Source organism: Brevundimonas sp. TWP1-3 (assembly GCF_049896085.1).
In the GTDB taxonomy this organism is placed as follows: Bacteria; Pseudomonadota; Alphaproteobacteria; order Caulobacterales; family Caulobacteraceae; genus Brevundimonas.
Genome location: NZ_JAFCTP010000001.1, coordinates 1,340,388 through 1,356,331, shown reverse-complemented (window position 1 = coordinate 1,356,331; position 15,944 = coordinate 1,340,388). Strand labels below are relative to the sequence as shown.

The following is a 15,944-nucleotide window of genomic DNA, read 5'->3' as shown; positions in this document are numbered from 1 at the left end:
CACATGAAATGTAATGATATTTTTAGCGAGGTGGCGGACAGAGAGGGATTCGAACCCTCGGTAGGCTTTCACCTACACACGCTTTCCAAGCGTGCGCGATCGACCACTCCGCCACCTGTCCGTTTCACGCCACGTCTTGCGCGCCGCCGGAGGTCGATCCGGCGGGAGGCGGGCCTGATAGAACACACTCGCCCCCTCGGCAAGCGCCTCTGACGTCCCCATATAGGCGTCGAAGTCATTTTTCGTCCGAGGAGCCCCCGATGTTGTTCAAGAAAAGCGCCGAACTGCCCACCGCAGAGACCGCCCTGCCCGGCCGCGCCGAGGCCCTGGCGACCGACGAAAACCATTTCGTCAGCGGCAACCCGCTGAAAGGGCCATATCCCGAGGGTTTTCAGACGGCGATCTTCGGCATGGGCTGTTTCTGGGGCGTGGAGCGGATCTTCTGGTCCCTGCCGGGCGTCTGGGTGACCTCGGCCGGCTATTCCGGCGGGATCACGCCCAATCCCACCTATGAAGAAACCTGCACTGGCCGCACGGGCCACACCGAGGTGGTCAAGGTCGTGTTCGACCCTAGCGTCATCACCTATGCCGAACTGCTGAAGGCCTTCTGGGAAAACCACGACCCCACCCAGGGCATGCGCCAGGGCAACGACATCGGCACCACCTATCGCTCCGCCATCTACACCCTGAACGCCGAGCAGCAGGCCGAGGCCGAAAGCTCGCGCGACGCCTATCAGGCGGCCCTGACGGCGGCGGGACGCGGCACGATCACCACCGAGATCGAACCGGCCGGCGAATATTTCTACGCCGAGGGTTACCATCAGGGCTATCTGGCCAAGAACCCGGCCGGATACTGCGGCATCGGTGGGACCGGCGTGGTCTGCCCGATCGGGATCGGCGTCGACGCCTGACGCATCCGACGGCCGCCGGGTTCCAACCGGCGGCCGACCGGCCTATGGATCGGCGAAAACGTGGGAGTGAGTATGTCCGCCTTCGTCCATCCTGACGAGATTCGCAGCCGGTTCTCGGCCGCCCTGTCCGCCATGTACCGGGCCGAGGTGCTGCAATACGGCGCCCTGCTGACGCTGGTGGCCGACATCAACGCCCAGGCGATCAAGGCCGATGCGAGCGGGTCGGACCGACTGGCGGCGTCGGACGAACTGGCCCGCCTGTCCGAGGAACGCCACGGCGCCATTCGCGTCGGCACGGCCGACGAACTGGCCACCATCGCCCACGCCTTTGCGGTCATGGGCATGGAGCCGGTCAGCTATTACAATTTGGCCCCGGCCGGGGTGCCGGTCCATTCCACCGCCTTCCGCCCCGTCGATCCGGCGGCTCTGGCGCGCAATCCGTTCCGGGTCTTCACGTCCCTGCTGCGGCTGGAGCTGATCGAAGACGAAGCCCTGCGCGAAGAGGCCGCTTCGACCTTGGCCCGCCGCGACATCTTCACCCCCGGCGCACGTGAGTTGATTCAGACGGCCGCGTCCGCCGGCGGACTGGACGAGAACGAGGCCGACCGGTTCGTGTCCGAACTGCTGGAGACCTTCCGCTGGCACGCCCAGGCGACGGTCAGCGCCGAAACCTACGAACGGCTGGTCGCCGCCCACCGCCTGATCGCCGACGTGGTCAGCTTCAAGGGGCCGCACATCAACCACCTTACCCCGCGCACCCTGGACATCGACGCGGCCCAGGCGGCCATGCCCGAACACGGCATCACTCCCAAGGAAACCATCGAGGGCCCGCCCGCCCGCGCCTGTCCCATCCTGCTGCGCCAGACCAGCTTCAAGGCGCTGGAGGAGGCCATCGCCTTCCCCGATGCAGAGGGGACGACCGCCGGAACCCACACCGCCCGCTTCGGCGAGATCGAGCAGCGTGGCTGCGCCCTGACCCCCGCCGGTCGTGCGCTTTATGACGCCGCCTTGGCGTCCAAGGACTTTTCCGCCCTGCCCGACGACTGGGACGCGCTGCGACGCGGCGAGCTGGCCTGGTTCCGCTATCGCGCGACGCCGCAAGGGTTGGCCGCCCGCGCAGAGACCGCCGATCTGGAAGACCTGATCGCCTTGGGCCACGTCGTCGCCGAACCGATCACCTACGAGGACTTCCTGCCCGTCAGCGCCGCCGGCATCTTCCAGTCCAACCTGGGCTCCGAGGCCCGCGCCGCCGCCTATGCCGTCGATCCAGCCAAGGCCGAGTTCGAACAGGCTCTGGGCCGCCCGGTCCAGGACGAGATGGCCCTGTACCGCGCCGAACAGGACGCCTCCATCGACGCGACCCTGAAGGCGCTGGGTCTCGAACAGGTCGCCGAAATCTGATCCCGCCTTAACGGCGACCGTAGATCAGGCTGTCCAGATGGTTGGGGTCGTTGGCGACGCGGGACGTGGAATAGGTCGTCTTGGTCCCGTCCGGATTCTGGATGGTGCTGGTCACCTTCTGTCCGAATTCGGATGTGCCGGAGTGCACATGGTTGGAGCCGGCGGCTATGGTTCGCCCGGTCTCGTCGCGATCGCGCCAGGCGCCCTCGCCCCTGGCGCTTGGCTCCATGGACCCGAGATCCACTGCTACGCCGCCGGTCACGCCCCTGCCCACCTGGACGCCCAGCCGGTCGATGGCGCCTTCGGGACCGGGGGTGGAGCTGAAGACGCCCATCACCAGTCCCCCGGGCGAAAGCGGGGCGCTGTAGGTCGCGACGCCGTTCTCGGTGCTGATCGCGGCGCCCACGCCGCGTACGGAGGCGCCGATGTCCAGCCCCATGCTGACGCCGGGGTTCGCTCCACCGAACTGGGCCGTCACATTGGGCTGGGCGAAGCCCAGTTCGGCCCCGACGCTGACATTGAAACCTTCCCACGCCCGCGGCGTCACATCCGGCGCCGCCGCATAGGGGGCGAAGGACAGGTCCGCCATCGCCGCCTCGAACTTGGCGTTGTCGAAGACATTCAGCTTCTGCTCGACGGCCGCCATCACCGCCTGACGCATCTCGACCGGGGTCTGCATCACCGCCTGGGCCAGAGCCTGCGGATCGACCACGCCCATCGCCCTGGTGGCCGCCTCGACGGCGCTCTCCGCCGCCGCCTGGGCGGGCGAAGCCGCCATGGCTTCGGCTGCGGCCCGCGCGTCATCCGCGCGATCCGCGCCGTTCGCGCCGGACACGCCCGAAACGCCGTTGGATTGACTGTCGCTCATTGGAAGTCTCCTTCAAAGCCAAGCCCCAAGGCTGGCAGGATCGGATGAGCGGATCGACTGGGGTTTTCCCCTATCGACAGCGACAGGCGCGTCGAAACGGCGACTTGTGCGACGACCGTGTCGGGATCATAGACGCGGCCGTGAACCCGTCCGTATCCTCGTCCGTGCGCCGTTATGATCTGGACTGGATCCGGATCGGCGCCTTCGGCCTGCTGATCCTGTATCACGTCGGCCTGGTCTACGGGGTCTACGACTGGCACATCCACAGCGCCCACACCTTCGAGTGGATGCGCGAAGCCATATTGATCACCAATCCGTGGCGGCTGACCCTGCTGTTCCTGGTGTCGGGCGCGGCGCTGCGGTTCATGACCTTCAGGCGCACCCCGCGCCAGGTCGCCCGCACGCGGTTCGCGCGGCTGGTTCCGCCCCTGATCTTCGGGGCTCTGGTTCTGGTGCCGATCCAGTCCTGGATCGAGTCGATGGACAAGGGCGGCTGGCCGGGCGGCGTCTCCGGCTATGTCGCCTGGCTGGGACATGAGTTCAGCTGGAGCGGCCTCGCCGACGGCGTCCCGGTCAACCACCTGTGGTTCATCGTCTATATCGCGGTCTACAGCCTCGTCGCCGTCCTGCTGTGGCGCGTGCCGGGCCTGATCGATCGGCTGGGCGACGGACTGGAGAAGACGCTCAGGGGGCCGTGGCTGCTGATCCTGCCGATCCTGTATCTGATCGCCATCCGCATCGGCCTGTTCCCCTGGTTCGGCCTGACCAACACCCTGCACAACGACTGGTACAATCACGCCCTGTCGCTGGTCGCCTTCCTGTTCGGCTTCAGCATCGTCCGGCGCGAGAGCCTGTGGCGCACGATGGAACGCTATCGCTGGATCGCCCTGGCCCTGGCGGCGGTGGCCCTGCCGATCATGATGATCCAGGTCTGGCATCCGGGCGGCCGCGCCTTCTGGGGCGTGCCCAAGGCCGTGGTCTATGGCATCGACCAGTGGGCGGTGATCGTCGCCATCCTGGGCTTTGGCTCGAAGCATCTGCGCGACCGGGGCGGGCCGGTGCTCAACTACCTGACCCAGGCCACCTTCCCCTTCTATCTGGCGCACCAGACGGTGCTGGTGGCGGCGGTCTGGATCATCCGTCCGGCCAACCTGCCGGCGCCGATCGAACTGCTGTCCCTGATTGTCATCACCTTCGTCGGCAGCCTGGCGGTCTATGAGGTCGTGCGGCGCATTCCCGTCATCCGGCCGCTGTGGGGGCTGAAGCCGCTGGACGACCGGCCCTGGCCGCTGGACCTCCAGGCCCTGCTGAAGCCCCGGCTGCGCTATCACCGCCGCCGTCGCCTGCTGGGCGTGGGCGTCGCCGCGCCGCTTCTGGCCCTGACGGTCGTGGCCGCCGCAATCCTGGCCTACCCCGGCTTCAACAATGCGACCCAGTATCTCAGCGAACTGGGCGGGGCGACGGCGCGTGCGCCGATGATCTTCAACGGCGGGGTCTTCGTCGCCGGGGTCATGGCGGCGCTGGCGGGCGTCGGCTTCGGTCTTGCCGTCTATGCCCTGACCGGGGCGCGCGTCGCCGGGGTCGTCATCGCCGTGGTCTTCGTCCTGGCGGGGGCGGGCATGTCCGCCTCGACCCTGTGGCCCTGGCCCGACCCGCGCCACATGGTCATCAACCTGGCGCTGGGGATCCAGCTGGCCCCCGTCCTTCTGCTGTGGGGCCTGGCCAGGCGCCGCGACCTGCCGCGCCTGAAGATTTTCCTGGCCGTGACCTTCGTCGTCATGGCGATCCTGACGGTCCTGACCAAGCATCTGGTCTTCCCGGGCACGGTCAACGACGCCAACGTCGGCTGGTGGGAGCGTATCTACGCCATCGTCCTGGTGTGCTGGGTCGGGGTTGCGGCCTGGGTTCTGGATCGTAAACTGCTGTCGGTCGCCACGGAATCGCCGGCCCCGCGCCCGTCTTCCGCCGCGATCGAAGCTCCGCTGTAATTTTCCCCCTCTTTTTTTGCCCTGATCAACATTGCGTGATTGAAAATCGCGCGAATGTGATCGATTATGCATTTCGTGTTGCAGTGCAGCACTCCGCGTCTTCCCAGCCCTCGGGAGGACATCCGGTTCACACGGGGGCGTCCAGAGCGGCATGAACAAGCTGGCGATCCGGCCTGTCGAACAGGCTGATATCGAGACGACGATCCACGGCGCTCACACGCCGAGCTGGTCGTGGCTGCCCGACGAGGCGCCGCTGGCCATGCCGGTTCAGTCTCTGAGCGCACCCGACGCCGTCGCCGACGTGACGCCCGCGACCTCGCCGCGCACCGTCGCCATGCGCCGCATGATGCTGCTGGCCGGCACCATCGCCCTGACCAGCCTGTCGGCCATCACGCCCTTCTACCTGTACGCCCGCAAGGGTTGGGACGGGACCGAGATCCTGGCCTTCGGCATCTTCATGGTCCTGATCACCGCCATCTCCTGCTGGTTCATCAGCGGCCTGATGGGCCTGTTCGTCATGCTGCGCGGCAAGGACCAGGCGGACCTGGCCTTCTCGCCGCACCCGCCCCTGCCGCGCACCCGCACGGCCCTGCTGATGCCGCTGTATAATGAAGACGCCCGCGCCTCCTTCGCGCGCCTGGCGATGATCGACGGCTCGCTGGCCCGCCTGGGCGCGTCCTCGGCCTTCGACATCTTCGTGCTCAGCGATTCGACCAAGGAAGACGCCGCCGCCGACGAGCGTTCGGTGTTCCAGTCGTTCCGCATGGCCGCCAACTCCAAGGCCTTCTATCGCCGCCGCACCGACAATGCCGAGCGCAAGGCCGGCAATCTGGCCGAATGGGTCCGTCGTTTCGGCGGCGCCTATGAGAACATGATCGTTCTGGACGCCGACAGCACCATGGCCGGCGAAACCCTGCTGCGCATGGTCGACGCCATGGAACGCAATCCGGGCATCGGCCTGATCCAGACCGCTCCGGTCATCATCAAGGCCCGCACCATCTTCGCCCGCGTGTCTCAGTATTCGGTGCGCCTGTACGGCCGCGTCGCCGCAGCGGGCCTGGCCTACTGGACCGGTTCGGAATCCAGCTATTGGGGCCACAACGCCATCCTGCGCACCCGCGCCTTCGCCGCCTGCTGCGGCCTGCCGCACCTGAGAGGTCGCAAGCCCTTCGGCGGTCACGTCATGAGCCATGACGTCGTCGAGGCCGCCCTGATGCGCCGCGCCGGCTGGGCCGTCCACGTCACCGCCGCCCTGGACGGATCGTGGGAAGAGACCCCGCCGTCGATCACCGACTTCATCCGCCGCGACCACCGCTGGTTCCAGGGCAACCTGCAACACCTGGGCCTGATCGGCGCCAAGGGCCTGTCGCCCATGAGCCGCCTGCAGCTGGCCATGGGCTGCATGGCCTATCTATCCTCGCCTCTGTGGCTGGCGTCGCTGATGGTTGGCCTGTTCATCCAGATGTTCTATCCGGTCGACTGGTCCAGCTTCTTCTACATCCTGAACCCCCAGTTCACGCCGTTCATGCTGGCCTCCTTCCTGTCGGGCGTGCTGCTGATCGGGCCGAAATTCATGGGCGCCGCCCTGGTCCTCAGCCGTCCGGCCGAGCTGCGCGCCTTCGGCGGGCGTCGCGCCATCGCCAAGGGTATGGCGGCCGAGATCGCCCTGTCGGCCATCCTGGCCCCCATCCTGATGGTCGCCAACACCAAGGCCTTCATCCAGATCGTCTCGGGCCACGACACCGGCTGGTCGACCCAGCAGCGCGAGGCCGACGGCCTGGCCTGGTCCGACGCCTTCCGCGCCATGCGCTGGCAGATGATCGTCGGCGTCGGCTTCATGATCCCGCTGTGCGTCCGCCCCGACCTGGCCACCTGGTTCGCCCCGATCGTCCTGCCGCTGCTGCTGGCCGCGCCCATCGTCGTCTGGACCTCGCGCGTCCGTTCGGGCGACGCCCTGGCCGCCAAGGGCTATCTGGTCACCCCGGTCCAGGAAGGCGTCAGCGTCAATCCCGCCGTCCTGCACACGCCGCGCTCGCCGCTGCGTGCGGTCGCCGGCGGCGTCCTGGCCCCCGTCGCCGCACCGGCCATGGTCCCGGCCCGCGCGCCCGAGCTTTAAGCCACCGATGCGTGGCGGCCACAGTGTCGCCACAACCGTTACGGCCAAGCTCGACGTGCGACGGGATCGCGTTCACCTTCGACTTTCAGCTCCTGCTGTGGACCCGATTCCATGACCAAGAAGACCAGCGCCGACACCAAGCCCGACCTGCGGATCGTCGAGAGCGAATCCGCCGTCTATGATCTGATGCGCGCGCCAGAGACCACCGCCGACCGCGTCAAACGCCTTCAGATGGAGGCGCATTCCCTGGCGCTGGAAGAGATCGAGGCGCTGGAGAAACTGCTCCTCGACGCCGCCGCCAAGGCCAAAGCCATCGCCGATGGCGGCGACGCCTATCCCGTCGGCGCCCGCGAGATCGCCTCGCGCCTCGCCGCCGACCTGCCCACCAAGGCCGAGACCATCAAGACCATCGTCCACCGCGTCGGCTAAATCGGAACCTGAGCCGTCGGAACGACCGGCGCGCTCGTCCGCTACCTGAAGACCCCCATCTTCAGGAGCCTCCCATGGACGACCAAACCCACGCGCGCGCCGAAGACGTCGCCGACCACGAACGCGCCATCCAGCGCGACATCGACGCCAAGGATCAGGCGGCCGGCGACGACAAACCGTCCGGCGCGGTCCAGGCCGGCGCCCGGCCCTACCCTGTGCCGCCCTTCCCCAAACAGCATCAGACCAAGCCCGGCGACGAGGCCGCGCTCGATCCCGCCCCGATGTACGACGCCCCCTTCTGGAAGGGTTCGGGCAAGCTGGACGGGTTCGCCGCCCTGATCACCGGCGCCGATTCCGGCATCGGCCGTTCGGTCGCCGTCCTGTTCGCCCGCGAAGGCTGCGATGTCGTCATCTGCCATCTGGACGAGGACGCCGACGCCGAAACCACCAAGGCCGCCGTCGAGGCCGAGGGTCGCCGCGCCGTGGTGCTCAAGGGCGACGTGTCCGACCCGGCCTTCGCTGAAATGGCGGTCAAGGCCACGCTGGACGCCTTCGGCCGCCTGGACGTCCTGGTGCCCAACGCCGCCTTCCAGGAACACGTCAGCGCCTTCGAGGACCTGACCTACGAACACTTCGACCGCACGCTGAAGACCAACCTCTACGGCTATTTCAACATGACCAAGGCGGCGGTGCCGCACATGAAGTCCGGCGGCGCCATCGTCATGACCGGCTCGGTCACCGGGCTTCAGGGCAACAAGGACCTGCTGGACTATTCCCTGACCAAGGGCGGCATCCATGCCTACGCCCGCTCGCTGGGCACCCATCTGGCCCCGCGCGGCATCCGCGTGAACGTGGTCGCGCCCGGCCCGGTCTGGACCCCGCTGAACCCCGCCGACAAGGACGCCGAAGACACGTCCCAGTTCGGCGCGCAGACGGTGATGAAACGCCCGGCCCAGCCCGAGGAGATCGCGCCCGCCTACGTCTTCCTGGCCTCGCCCCAGATGTCGAGCTTCATCACCGGCGAGATCCTGCCCATCATCGGCGGCTATTCTGGCGGCTAGGGAAGGCCGATGATCCAGCTGTTCTTGCCGGCGGGGGTCCAGGCCTCCGCCGGCGCCCAGGCGTTGTGACCGCCGCTCCATCTGGCCTGCAAGAAGGCTTCGGGCGCGATCTCCACGCCTTCCAGCATCGCCTGGCAGCTTATGCCGTTCACCCGCGCGCGCAGCCGGATCGCCAGTTCGCCCTCGCCTGTCGGCGTCAGCCAGTCTTCCTTGAAGTCGCGCGAGATGCCGAACCAGCCGCCGGCCGTTCGGACCGGCTCTTCATTGACGATCAGTCGCTCCTGCGCCCATCCGATCCAGGCGAAGGCGTTCTCCACCCGCACCAGCGAATTGCCGACGCGATAGACCCAGGCCTGTCCGATCAGTTGCATGCGCCCACCTTAGCGCTCGGCTGCAGATCCGCCCTGCGACCTAAGCGCCGATCTCAGGCCAGCACGTCGTCGTAATCGGGATGCCGCTTGTGCCAGGCGACGGCATAGCTGCAGCGCGGAAACAGCTTCAGCCCCGTCTCGCGCGCATGTTCGGCCATCGCCTGCATGAACCGCCCAGCCGCGCCCGATCCGCGCAGCGACTGTTCCGCCTCGACGTGCAGGATCATCCGCGCGTCGCCCTTCACGGCATAGTCGGCCCAGACCAGGCCCGACCCCTTGTCGTCGTCGAACGCCTGCTCGAACCGGTTGTCGCCCTCGACGTCTTTGAACTGTCCCATGCGTCTCTCCTTTTGACGATCAACCGCCAAGGCCGCGCGGACGTTCCGTAAGGCTCAGATAGGCTTGTTGTTCAGCAGGTTCAGCAGGCCAATCACGCTCTTGATCGTGAACCAGACGCTGAGCAGGAACCAGGCCAGCAGGAACAGCAGCAGGAAGGGAATGCCGATCAGCACCAGCGAGGCCAGGGCGCTGATCGCGATCCCCACCCAGGCCGCGATGGTCCACCAGAACACCGACCAGAACAGCGCGATCTGCGCGTCGATATGCTGGCGCGCCACGCCCGTCGCCGTCCCGCGCGTCACATAGGACACCACCAGCCCGACCAGGACCAGCACGTTGGCGCTGGGGATCGACAGGATGAACAGCGCCCAGGCGATCAGCGCCCCGACCTTGCCCTCGGACTCGCGTCCGGCGATGAAATTCGGTTCGTTGGTCATCGTCGGTCCTTCAGAACAGCCAGCTGCGAGGATTGGGAACGGCCTGACCGCTCTTCAGTTTCAGCACCCCGAACGCGCCGCGCGCCAGGACCCAGATCGCCAGGGCGAACAGCACCAGCACGCCGATATTGACCACCACCAGGATCGCCCCGACCACGGCCGCCGCGACCGTCCCGAACAGGGTCCGCTGCTGATAGACGGCATGGCTGTGCTCCAGCGCATCCGTCGCCCCGTCGCGCCGCATCACCGCCAGCAAGGCCACCAGGCACGACACGCCCAGCGTCGGCACCGCCAACAGGATCAGCACATAGATCGCATACAGCCGCATCGGCACGGCCGGCCCCTCGCGGCGCGGCGCGGCGTCGGACGTCATCTGCTCGCGCATCGCGCGGGTTACGGGCGTCGGCGCAACGGGCGTCTCCACGCTCGGCTCAGGCTTTTGCGGGAACGGCGCCGTCGGCCGCGTCATCTGTCCCGACAGGTCGAACGGTCCCGGCCCCGGCTCCAGCTCAGGCGGATCGAACAGGTCCGGCTCACGCGCATCCTGAGCGACCGGCTCCGGCGCCCGCGCCCGCCCGGCCAGCGACGCCGGCGAGACGAAGCCGACCTGGGCGTCGTGATCGTGATCGTCGTTGGGGACCGCAGGGTCTTTCGGATCGCCGGGCTCGGCCATGAACATCGCTTCTCACACGCCGGACGCCCGGCTGGACTCAAGGTCGCGACAATGGCCGTCCGTCAGTTTCGACGCAACCGCCCTTACCGCCCCAGCACGATCTCGCACCCCGGCGCGATCACGCCCACCAGCGCCCCCGGCTTTTCGATCCGCACCGTCGCCCGCTGCACGCAGCCGTCCTCCAGGCACGCCCGCGCCAGCCGTTCGGCGAAGGTCTCGACCAGCCCCACATGCCCCTCGGCCGCGATCGCCCGCGCCGCATTGGCCACGGTCTCATAGTTGATGGTGTCGCCCAGCCGCTCGATGGGCCGGGGCTCCAGCTCCAGGGTCACGTCGATCACCAGCCGCTGCAGCCGCCCCTGTTCGTGGTCATAGACCCCGATCCCGGCCTCGACCTCCAGCCCGCGCACGAACACGCTCAGCCGCTCGAAGCGCAGCGGCTCTTCCGCCGGAAACGGCGTCACGTGAGAGGATGCAACCACGCGCTACTCCTGGATGTCGGGGGTGCGCCAGGCCAGATGCTGGCCCCCGTCGACGGCGATCATCTGGCCCGTCACCATGCGGGCGTCAATCAGCCACAGCACGGCCTGCGCCACCGCCTCAGGGCTGCCGGGCGTCTGCAACAGGGTGGCGCGCGCCTCGGCGGCGAACTCTTCCGGCGTCTGGTGGATGGACGGCAGGGTCGGCCCCGGCCCCACCCCATTGACCCGAATGCCCGGCGCCAGCGCCTGGGCCAGGGTCTGCGTCGCCCACCACAGGCCGTTGCGCGACAGGCTGTAGGAGAAGAAGCGCGGATCCGGCTTCAGCACCTTCTGGTCCAGCAGGTTGACGATGGCCCCCTCGACCGCCTGGGCGGCGAACGCCTCGGCCAGCACGATGGGCGCCCTCAGATTGGTCTCGATATGCAGGTCCCAGCTGTCGCGCGTCAGCCCGCCGACCCGGTCGTCCTCGAACACCGAGGCGTTGTTGACCAGCACGCCGACCGGCCCCAGCGCCTCCGCCGCCGCCGGAACCAGCGCCCGCACCTTGGCCTCGTCCGTCAGGTCCGCCTGCAACAGACACGCGCGTCGGCCCAGGCCCGCAATCTCGTCGGCCAGGGTCCGGGCGTCCTCGCCCGACGCATGATGATGGATCGCCACGTCGAACCCGGCCTGGGCCAGCCTCAGACAGATGGCCCGCCCGATCCGCCGCGCCCCGCCCGTGACCAGGGCGACGCCCCTCGCCGGATGGGACGCAGGCGTGCTCGTCTCAGTCAACCCGACCAAACTCGAACGCATTGAAAGCCGCCAGAACGGCGACGAAGCCGAAGATGATGCCGAGAGCCAGCATGGGATGCTCCTGTTGTCCGTCCCCGATTAGAGCGGACCGGGGCGGGGTTCAAGCGGGGACGGTGTTCAACGGTCCAGACACCACGCCTATCCTAAGACAGATATCGCAAAAAGAACGGCGGCCGAGACAAACTCGGCCGCCGCAGTCGAAACTTCAGAGCGAAAGGGCGTCAGCCAAAGAATGACCGACGCCCGGACCATTCGCCAGGTCAGAAGGTGTAGCGAACACCCAGATAGGCCCGACGCGGCGCCACCCAGGCATTCGCTTCGCCAAAGAGATACTGACCGCTGCCGGCGACCAGCTTCTGCTCGGCGGTGGCGGCCTGGTTGTCCAGGATGTTGAAGATATCCAGAAACAGTTCGGCGTTCCCGATCGGCAGCGGCCGCTGATAGCGGAAACGCATGTCGAAGGTATAGTAGGACGGGCCGGTCGCCGACCCGACATTGTTCGGCAGCACGAAGGTGTCCTGCACGCCGCCCGAGGTCGAGCCATCGTCCATTAATGGCAGATAGCGTCCGCTGATCAACTGAGCTGGAGTGTACAGCGCCCCGCTGTTCCAGTTGAAGACACCCGAAACCTGAAGACCAAAGTCGAAGTCATACGAGGCATAGGCCTTGAACTGATGTTCGATATTGCCGGGTTGTGGCCCGTACATATTCGGCGCACGCGGATCCAAGGCGATCCAGTCACCCTGGAAGTCGGCGTTGGAGTCGGAGTTCGAGTTCCCCTCGGCCTTGTTATAGGTATAGGAGGCTTGACCCTGCCAGTTGTCGGTCTTGAACTTGGTGACCGTGACTTCGAAGCCGGTGTAGTTCCGCTCGCCGCCCGGCAAGGTGCCGATAACATAGTTCGAATTCGGCTTGGACGCATAGCCGAAGTACGAATACGGCAGATAGTAGGACGACCCGGGATAGGCATAGCCGAACGGCGCCGTCGCGGCCGTCAACGACGGATCCGAATACAACCCCAGATCGAAGTCTTCCAGGATATCGCGCGTTTCCCGACGTGTGACGGTCGCCGTCACGCCGATGCTGGATCCGATCGTCGTCGATGCGCCCAGCATGAACTCGTCAGTGTAGGGTGTCTCCGTCGACGGAGAAAACAGGGCGTCCGGCGTCGTGGCTCCGCCGCGTGTGCGGAAGGTGACCCAGGTGCCGTTGATGTTGATCTGCTCCTCATCGACGGGGCCGGTCAGTGCGCCCGCGAAGTCGGACATGTTGTTGCGGATAGGATCGTAATAGCGACCGGCGAAGCCGAACACCTTGGAGCGTCCGTCGCCGAGCACGTCATAGACGGCGCTCAGACGGGGAGCGAGTTCCCAATCGAACGTCGCCGTCTTCGATCCGTCCGAAGCGAAATGCTCCCACTTCTCGGCGCGGACGCCGGCGTTGATGGTCAGTTGGTTCAGCGTCCAGGTATCCTGAAGATACAGGCTCTGCCCTTCGCTCTTGACCTCATAGGGCGCACTGATGGTTCGCAAGGCGCGATAGACGTTGACGTTGCCGTAGGGTGCGCCGTTGGTGTCTGTGAAAGTATAGGCGTTCAACTCGGCCTGCGACACGATGCCGTCTAGGCTTCTGTCGATCAACGCCTTCGCCATCACGTTGCCCTGGATGGCGGCCAGAATCCGCGCGTTGTCGGCCTGAACGATCGCACGACCAGTCCAGCCGTTCGTTGCGCCGCTGGACGTCGTATAGTCGAGGTAAGTCGTGCCCGCATAGATTGGAGCCAGCGACTGATAGGTCACGCCGCCTGGGACAGTTCCGTTTTCCTCATAGACGTTTTCGGTGTTGATATAGCCGCCCTTGAACGTGTGGCTGCCGAACGCGGTGTCGAGATAGTATTCGAAATTCAGTCCGAACTCGTCGCGATTGCGGTGGGTTTCGAGATTGGAACCGACACCACCCAGGCTACGTTGAGCCAAGGTCGATCCCGCCGAGTTCCGGTAGGTGACCGTATCGGCTACAGACTGATCCGCTGCAGTCGTCGTGACCTCGCCTTCGTGGCGGAACCAGTAGGCGCCCAACTGCAAGTCGCCCCACGTGCGGCCGTACTCGACCTTATAATTCTTGCCGCCCTGTTCCTGCGCTCTGTCGCGATTGTTTAGCGTTCCAGACGAGTTCGAACCACTGATGCTGGTGGGATCTTCGAAATAGCTTGCCGTCAGACGATCGTCGTCGGTGATCTGCCAGGTCAGTTTGCCGAATGTATATTCGGCATCGTTGGTGACGGTGCGCAGCACATCGCCGCTGTTGATGTCCAGAACCTCGTCTTCACGGTGCTTCTTCTGGTACGATCCGTAGAACCACAGACGGTCACGGATGATCGGCCCGCCCAGGGTCGCGGCGGTATCGTAGGTCGAGAAGCCACCAGACGTCGTATGCTCATCCTTGGCCACCAGACCGTCGTTTTGGAAGTAATAGTTCAGCGAACCGTGGAACTCATTACCCCCCGACTTGGTGATGACACGCGAAATCAGGCCTGATCCACCCGCATATTCGGCCGGAACACCGCTGACGATAACCTGCTGCTCTTGGATGATTTCGGAGTTGAAGTTCGTGCCGAATGTCCCCGTGGACGGATCGGTGACATCGACGCCGTCCAGATAATAGACGTTGTCGGAGGACGAGCCGGTCGCGCCGCCGATATCGGAATAGTTGATGCCGGATCGCGAAGAAGGGTTTCCGCCGCTCGACGGCTTAACGCCCGGCACGAGCTGAAGGTAGCTTTGATAGCTGCGACCTGTCGGAAGCGACTCCACGACGCCCAAGGTCAAGGTCGTTCCAACAGTCGCGGACGTCACGTCGATGGAGGCCAAAGATGCGCCGGTGACCACGATGTCGCCCAGAGTGGAAACGTTGCTTCCGCTCAGGGCATAGCCGATCGACCGCTCCTGGCCGCTAACTACGGCGACATTGTTGGCGGTGAAAGCGTCGTAGCCAGACGCCACAACGACAACGGAATAGTTGATTGCGGGGTCCAGGCCAGCCAGGCGCACGAAACCGGCTGCGTCGGTCACGCCGCTCCTGCTGACCAGGCTGTTGGGCGAACTCACCGTCACGGTCGCGCCAGGAATCGGCTGTCCGCCTGTCTGCACGGAAATTCGGAGCGCGCCTGTTTGTGATTGGGCGCGGGCTGGCGTCGGCGCCGCCACGAGCGCCATGATCGGCATGACAGTCATTAAGGCGCCGCCCACGATGGTGCTTGCCAAAAGCCGCTGACGGATATTTCGATTTTTCAAAACGTACCCCTCTTTGAAAAAAGCCGGATCGCCGAACGACATCCCCATGTCGCCAGACCCTCCGATGCACCCCCAGGTGGGAATGCTCACAAGAGCCTAAGCGGCTTTGCGTAGGGCGCCACGATTATTACAGCCGCTTCATAAAACGACGTCATGTCGTAACAATAATGCCACGTATGCGCCTTATTTCGCATTGCGACGTTATAACGCATTCGGCGTTTGCGGGGACTGAAGAGTTGCTCCATGAGACTTTTTGCGCTGACAAATGAATTTAGCTTTCGATGATCGAGACGCTCTCCATGACCTGGCGCATCCACGTCGAACCCTTCACCCGCCCCCTCTTCTTCGCCTGGTCGCGCCTGACGCGCGGCAAGACGCTGGGCGTGCGAGCGGTGGCGGTGGATGCGCAGGGGCGGGTGCTGATGATCCGGCACACCTATCTGGCCGGCTGGTGGTTGCCGGGCGGCGGGGTGGATCGGGGCGAGACGACCCACTCCGCCGTGGTGCGCGAACTGCACGAAGAGGCCGGGCTGATCGCGCGGGCGGCGCCGCGCCTGGTCTCGATCCATTCCAACGACCGCTTCTTTCCCGGCGACCATGTCGTCGTCTTCCGCCTGGACGACTTCGATCGGGGCGCGCGCACCAGCCATGGCGAGATCGCCGAGGTCGGCTGGTTTTCTCCCTCCGACCTGCCGGCCGACACCAACCGGGGGTGCCTCGCGCGTCTGGCCGAGATCTTCGACGGCGCCCCGGTCGATCCGAACTGGTGAGAGACGTCCG

The 15,944-nt window shown here is 66.0% G+C and carries 15 protein-coding genes and 1 tRNA gene; 7 read left to right on the top strand and 9 right to left on the bottom strand.

Going from position 1 to position 15,944, the window contains the following annotated elements; all coding sequences use genetic code 11:
* Positions 1-31: 31 nt before the first annotated feature.
* Positions 32-121 (bottom strand) — tRNA-Ser (locus ACP693_RS06845).
* Between the two features lie 139 nt (positions 122-260).
* Here ACP693_RS06845 and msrA point away from each other — a divergent pair.
* Both msrA and hglS read left to right on the top strand, forming a co-directional pair.
* Positions 261-911 (top strand): peptide-methionine (S)-S-oxide reductase MsrA, encoded by a 651-nt coding sequence (msrA, locus tag ACP693_RS06840; RefSeq protein WP_426017953.1) that lies wholly within the window; start codon positions 261-263, stop codon positions 909-911.
* A 72-nt stretch (positions 912-983) separates the two neighbouring features.
* Positions 984-2,312, top strand: coding sequence for a 2-oxoadipate dioxygenase/decarboxylase HglS (hglS, locus tag ACP693_RS06835; protein ID WP_426017955.1), 1,329 nt, complete (start codon positions 984-986; stop codon positions 2,310-2,312).
* Positions 2,313-2,319: 7 nt separating this feature from the next.
* On the opposite strand, the gene ACP693_RS06830 is transcribed toward hglS, so the two are convergent.
* A complete protein-coding gene (locus tag ACP693_RS06830; RefSeq protein WP_426017957.1) occupies positions 2,320-3,180 on the bottom strand; it encodes a hypothetical protein in 861 nt (286 codons plus the stop codon).
* Positions 3,181-3,224: 44 nt separating this feature from the next.
* Between ACP693_RS06830 and ACP693_RS06825 the strand changes: the two genes are divergently transcribed.
* The 4 genes from ACP693_RS06825 to ACP693_RS06810 all read left to right on the top strand — a co-directional run bounded on the left by ACP693_RS06825 (position 3,225) and on the right by ACP693_RS06810 (position 8,774).
* Positions 3,225-5,168, top strand: a complete 1,944-nt coding sequence (locus ACP693_RS06825) for an acyltransferase family protein (protein ID WP_426050116.1) — start codon at positions 3,225-3,227, stop codon at positions 5,166-5,168.
* Between the two features lie 151 nt (positions 5,169-5,319).
* Positions 5,320-7,284: a glucans biosynthesis glucosyltransferase MdoH gene (gene mdoH, locus ACP693_RS06820; protein WP_425982637.1), complete on the top strand. Its 1,965-nt coding sequence runs from the start codon at positions 5,320-5,322 to the stop codon at positions 7,282-7,284.
* Positions 7,285-7,395: 111 nt separating this feature from the next.
* Complete coding sequence (locus tag ACP693_RS06815) at positions 7,396-7,713, top strand: hypothetical protein (protein ID WP_346495020.1); 318 nt, start codon at positions 7,396-7,398, stop codon at positions 7,711-7,713.
* Positions 7,714-7,787: 74 nt separating this feature from the next.
* A complete protein-coding gene (locus ACP693_RS06810) occupies positions 7,788-8,774 on the top strand; it encodes an SDR family oxidoreductase (protein ID WP_426017961.1) in 987 nt (328 codons plus the stop codon).
* On the opposite strand, the gene ACP693_RS06805 is transcribed toward ACP693_RS06810, so the two are convergent.
* The 7 genes from ACP693_RS06805 to ACP693_RS06775 all read right to left on the bottom strand — a co-directional run bounded on the left by ACP693_RS06805 (position 8,771) and on the right by ACP693_RS06775 (position 15,212).
* Positions 8,771-9,145 carry a hypothetical protein gene (locus ACP693_RS06805; protein WP_426017963.1) on the bottom strand — a complete coding sequence of 125 codons (375 nt, stop codon included), beginning with the start codon at positions 9,143-9,145 and terminating at the stop codon, positions 8,771-8,773. The genes ACP693_RS06810 and ACP693_RS06805 overlap by 4 nt on opposite strands.
* Before the next feature lie 53 nt (positions 9,146-9,198).
* A complete protein-coding gene (locus ACP693_RS06800; RefSeq protein WP_425982628.1) occupies positions 9,199-9,483 on the bottom strand; it encodes a GNAT family N-acetyltransferase in 285 nt (94 codons plus the stop codon).
* Between the two features lie 54 nt (positions 9,484-9,537).
* Positions 9,538-9,921 carry a hypothetical protein gene (locus tag ACP693_RS06795; RefSeq protein WP_425982625.1) on the bottom strand — a complete coding sequence of 128 codons (384 nt, stop codon included), beginning with the start codon at positions 9,919-9,921 and terminating at the stop codon, positions 9,538-9,540.
* Between the two features lie 10 nt (positions 9,922-9,931).
* On the bottom strand, positions 9,932-10,594 hold the full coding sequence (locus ACP693_RS06790) for a hypothetical protein (protein WP_426017964.1): 663 nt from the start codon (positions 10,592-10,594) through the stop codon (positions 9,932-9,934).
* An 83-nt stretch (positions 10,595-10,677) separates the two neighbouring features.
* The gene (gene folB, locus ACP693_RS06785; RefSeq protein ID WP_426017966.1) at positions 10,678-11,076 is read right to left on the bottom strand and encodes a dihydroneopterin aldolase; all 399 of its coding nucleotides are present in this window, start codon (positions 11,074-11,076) and stop codon (positions 10,678-10,680) included.
* 3 nt (positions 11,077-11,079) lie between these two features.
* Positions 11,080-11,850 carry an SDR family oxidoreductase gene (locus ACP693_RS06780; protein ID WP_426017968.1) on the bottom strand — a complete coding sequence of 257 codons (771 nt, stop codon included), beginning with the start codon at positions 11,848-11,850 and terminating at the stop codon, positions 11,080-11,082.
* A gap of 281 nt (positions 11,851-12,131) precedes the next feature.
* The gene (locus ACP693_RS06775; RefSeq protein ID WP_426017970.1) at positions 12,132-15,212 is read right to left on the bottom strand and encodes a TonB-dependent receptor; all 3,081 of its coding nucleotides are present in this window, start codon (positions 15,210-15,212) and stop codon (positions 12,132-12,134) included.
* A 251-nt stretch (positions 15,213-15,463) separates the two neighbouring features.
* Between ACP693_RS06775 and ACP693_RS06770 the strand changes: the two genes are divergently transcribed.
* Positions 15,464-15,934, top strand: coding sequence for an NUDIX domain-containing protein (locus ACP693_RS06770; protein ID WP_426019612.1), 471 nt, complete (start codon positions 15,464-15,466; stop codon positions 15,932-15,934).
* The last annotated feature ends 10 nt before the right edge of the window (positions 15,935-15,944 follow it).